General features: G+C 72.7%; 2 protein-coding genes. One reads left to right on the top strand and one right to left on the bottom strand.

Annotated elements, in window-relative coordinates; genetic code table 11:
- Nucleotides 1-273, bottom strand: a 273-nt coding sequence (locus tag E0F75_RS40560; RefSeq protein WP_229315898.1) for a hypothetical protein, incomplete at its 3' end; no start/stop codon positions are given.
- Here E0F75_RS40560 and E0F75_RS39620 point away from each other — a divergent pair.
- The coding region (locus E0F75_RS39620; RefSeq protein WP_229315899.1) for a type I polyketide synthase at nt 262-4,502 on the top strand (4,241 nt) is incomplete at its 3' end. The two genes, E0F75_RS40560 and E0F75_RS39620, sit on opposite strands and share 12 nt — an antisense overlap.

The following is a 4,502-nucleotide window of genomic DNA, read 5'->3' on the forward strand; positions in this document are numbered from 1 at the left end:
GTGCGGGCTGCGCAGGCGGAGTATCCGGACCGGGTTGTGCTGTTGGATGTGGAGCCGGGTGTCGAGGTCGGTTCGGGGTTGTTGTCGGGTGTGCTGGCTGCTGGTGAGCCGCAGCTTGCGGTGCGTGGTGCGGTGGTGTCGGTTCCGCGTCTGGCGCGTGCTGGTGCCGGTGCCGGTGCCGTGGGTGTGCTCGATTCTGAGGGCACGGTTCTGATCACGGGTGGTACGGGTTCCCTGGCGGGTGTTCTGGCCCGGCATCTGGTGTCGGTGCACGGTGTGCGTCATCTGGTGCTGGCCAGTCGTCGGGGTCCGGCGGCGGAGGGTGCTGCGGAGCTGGTGGCGGAGCTGTCGGCCGAGGGCGCCACGGCGACCGTCGTCGCCTGCGACGTCTCGCAGTACGAAGCCGTCGCTGAGCTGCTCTCCACCCTCACGGCCGAGCGCCGGCTGACCGGCATCGTCCACACGGCCGGTGTCCTCGACGACGGTGTCCTCGCCTCCCTGACCGAGGACCGTCTCGCGGGTGTCTTCGCTCCGAAGGCGGCCGCCGCCCACCACCTGGACGAGCTGACGCGCGGCCTGGACCTCGACGCCTTCGTGGTGTTCTCGTCGGCTGCGGGCATCTTCGGCTCGGCGGGCCAGGGCAACTACGCCGCCGCCAACGCCTACCTCGACGCCCTCATGTTCCGCCGTCGCGCGGCGGGTCTGCCGGGTGTCTCTCTCGCCTGGGGCCTCTGGGAGCAGGTCACCGGCCTCACCGGCAACCTCGCCGCCGTCGACCAGGCCCGTATGGGCCGCGGCGGTGTGCTCGCCCTGTCCTCGACCGAGGGCATGGCGCACTTCGACTCCGCCGTGGCCGGTGACCAGGCGCTGCTCGTCCCGATCAAGATGGACCTGCGTGCGGTACGGGCCGAGGCCACGGCCGGCGGCGGGGTGCAGCCGGTCCTCCGTGGCCTGGTGCGTCCGGGCCGCCGCGCGGCCCAGGCCGGCGCGGGCGACCGTAACGCCCTCGCCCAGCGGCTGGCGGGCCTCGCCCCCGCCGACCAGGAGAAGACCCTTCTGGAGATCATCGCCGCCGAGGCCATGGACGTGCTCGGCGTCAACGTCGGCGACCTGGCCCAGGGCGGTCGGGGCTTCAGCGACCTCGGCTTCGACTCGCTGACGGCGGTCGAGCTGCGCAACCGGCTCAGCGCGGTGACGGGCGTGAAGCTCCCCGCCACGCTGATCTTCGACTACCCGACCCCGCGCGCCCTCGCCCGCTACCTGCGCGACGAGTTCAGCGGGCAGACGGCCACCGTCGCCCCCACCGCGCCGACCACCGCCTCCACGGACGACGACCCGATCGTCATCGTCGGCATGGCCTGCCGCCTGCCCGGCGGCGTCGCCGGTCCGGAGGACCTGTGGCAGATGGTCCACGAAGGCCGCGACGGCATGTCCGGCTTCCCGACGGACCGCGGCTGGAACCTCGACGGGCTCTTCGACTCCGACCCCGACCACGCGGGCACGTCCTACGTCCAGCAGGGCGGCTTCCTCCACGAGGCGGGACGCTTCGACGCCGGGTTCTTCGGGATCTCACCGCGCGAGGCCATGGCGATGGACCCGCAGCAGCGGCTGCTCCTGGAGACCTCGTGGGAGGTCTTCGAACGTGCGGGCATCGACCCGACGCAGGCGCAGGACACCAACATCGGTGTCTTCTCCGGAGTCTCGATCCACGACTACCTGGGTGCGCTGGAGCAGGTGCCCGAGGAGTTCGAGGGCTTCGCGACGACCGCCATCGCCGGCAGCGTCGCCTCGGGCCGTGTGTCGTACGTGTTCGGGTTCGAGGGTCCTGCGGTGACGGTGGACACGGCGTGCTCGTCGTCGCTCGTCGCGATCCACCTGGCGGCGCAGGCGCTGCGGCAGGGCGAGTGCACGATGGCACTCGCCGGCGGCGTGGCCGTCATGGGCTCCCCGGCCGGTGTGCTGGGCTTCTCGCGTCAGCGCGGCCTGGCCGCCGACGGCCGTATCAAGGCCTTCTCCTCCACCGCCGACGGCACGGTCCTCTCCGAAGGCGTCGGTGTCGTCCTCCTGGAGCGGCTCTCGGACGCCCGGAGGAACGGCCACCAGGTCCTCGCAGTTGTCCGCGGCTCGGCCATCAACCAGGACGGCGCGTCCAACGGCCTCACCGCTCCGAACGGTCCGGCCCAGCAGCGGGTGATCCGCAAGGCGCTCGCCGACGCCGGCCTGACGTCGGCGGACGTCGACGTCGTCGAGGCGCACGGTACGGGTACGACGCTGGGCGACCCGATCGAGGCGCAGGCGCTGCTCGCCACCTACGGCCAGGGACGCGAGGAGGGCCGGCCGCTGTGGCTCGGCTCCCTCAAGTCCAACATCGGTCACACGCAGGCCGCCGCGGGCGTCGCCAGCGTGATCAAGATGGTCGCGTCGATGCGGCACGGCATCCTTCCGGCGACGCTGCACGTCGACGAGCCGACCGCGCAGGTCGACTGGACGGCGGGCGAGGTCGAGCTGCTGACGGAGTCCCGGTCGTGGCCGGAGATCGAGCGCCCGCGCCGCGTGGGCATCTCGTCGTTCGGCGTCAGCGGTACCAACGCCCACCTCATCCTGGAGCAGGCGCCGCAGGAGGACCCCGCGCCCGAGGCGCAGCCGTCGCCCGAGGGCGACGCGGTCCTGCCGTTCGTCGTGTCGGCGAAGAGCGCGGCCGCCCTGGCCGGGCAGGCGCAGCGGCTGGCGGCCTTCGTCGAGACCGGGTCCGTCGAGGCGGAGTCCGTCGGGACCGGGTCCGTCGAGGCGGCCTTCGTCGAGACCGGGTTCTCCGGGGCCGACGTGGACGTCCCGCTGGCCGGACTGGCCGCCTCCCTCCTCTCCGACCGCGCGCTCCTCTCGGACCGTGCGGTGGTCGTGGCCGCGAGCCGCGAGGAACTCCTCACCCGTCTCCGGACGCTGGCAGCCGGCGAGTCCGGTCCCGGTGCCACGGCCGGTACCCGAACGGGTACCGGCAAGCTGGTCCTGCTCTTCCCCGGCCAGGGCGCGCAGCGCGCCGGCATGGGGCGCGAACTGTACGCCCGGTACCCGGTCTTCGCGGAAGCGTTCGACCAGGTGTGCGCGGAGCTCGACGCGGCCCTCGCCGGATGGGTGGCCCGCCCGATCCGCGAGCTCGTCTTCGCCGACGAGAACAGCGCCGACGCACGGCTGCTGGACCAGACGGTGTACACGCAGGCGGCACTCTTCGCCGTTGAGACGGCGCTGTTCCGGCTCGTCGAGTCGTGGGGAATCCGCCCCGACGTGGTGATGGGTCACTCGATCGGTGAGATCAGCGCCGCGCACGCGGCGGGCATGCTGTCACTGAAGGACGCCGCGACGATGGTCGCGGCCCGCGGCCGCCTGATGCAGGTGCTGCCGGCAGGCGGCGCGATGGTGGCCGTGGCGGCGGGTGAGGACGAGATTCGCGCCCTGCTGGCCTCCACCACCACCACGGGTGTCGACATCGCCGCCGTCAACGGACCCGCCTCCGTGGTCCTCTCCGGCGACGAGGGTCCCGTGCTCGAACTCGCCGAGCAGCTCAAGGCGTCGGGCCGCAAGGTCAAGCGGCTCGCGGTGTCGCACGCGTTCCACTCCGCCCGGATGGACGCGATGCTCGACGAGTTCGCCGGTGAACTGGCCGCCGTCGCATGGCAGCAGCCGAGCATCCCCGTCGTCTCGAACGTGACGGGCCGCGTCGTCGAGGACGACCTGATGCGGACCGCGGAGTACTGGGTGGAGCACGTGCGCCGCCCCGTACTCTTCGCCGCCGGCGTCCAGGCCGCGCGCGAACACGGCGGCCAGGTGTTCCTGGAGCTCGGTCCTGGCGCGGTACTGACCGGACTCGTCCGGGAGGCCACCGCGGAAGCGGACACCGCGGGCGCGGCGGACGCCGTGTGCGCGCCGGCGATGCGGGACGGCCGCGACGAACGCCAGACACTGCTGGACGCCCTCGCCGAGGCGTTCGTGCGCGGTGTGGACGTCGACTGGACGGCCGTACTGCCTGCCGGTGTTGTCGGTGGTCCGCGCGTCGACCTGCCGACGTACGCCTTCGACCACGAGCACTACTGGCTGAGGACGGCGGGCGCCCCCTCGGACGCCTCGTCCCTCGGGCTGTCGGCCGCCGATCACCCGCTGCTCGGGGCGAAGGTCGACGTCCCGTCGACCGGCGGGCTGCTCTTCACCTCCCGCCTGTCGCTGCGAACCCACTCGTGGCTCGCCGACCACGCCGTTCAGGGTGTGGTCCTGGTACCGGGGACGGCCTACGTGGACCTCGTGGTCCGGGCCGGTGACGAGTTCGGCTGCGGGGTGCTGGACGAGCTGGTCATCGACGCTCCGCTCGTGCTCCCCGAGGAGGGTTCGGTCCGTATCCAGGTCGCTGTCGGCGGTGCGGACGAGTCGGGGCGTCGCACGGTGGGCGTGTATGCGTCCCGTGGTGACGGTGGTGCGGGCGGTGGGCAGGAGTGGACCCGGCATGCGTCGGG

This window comes from Streptomyces sp. CB02980, from assembly GCF_014451325.2.
Classification (GTDB): Bacteria; Actinomycetota; Actinomycetes; order Streptomycetales; family Streptomycetaceae; genus Streptomyces.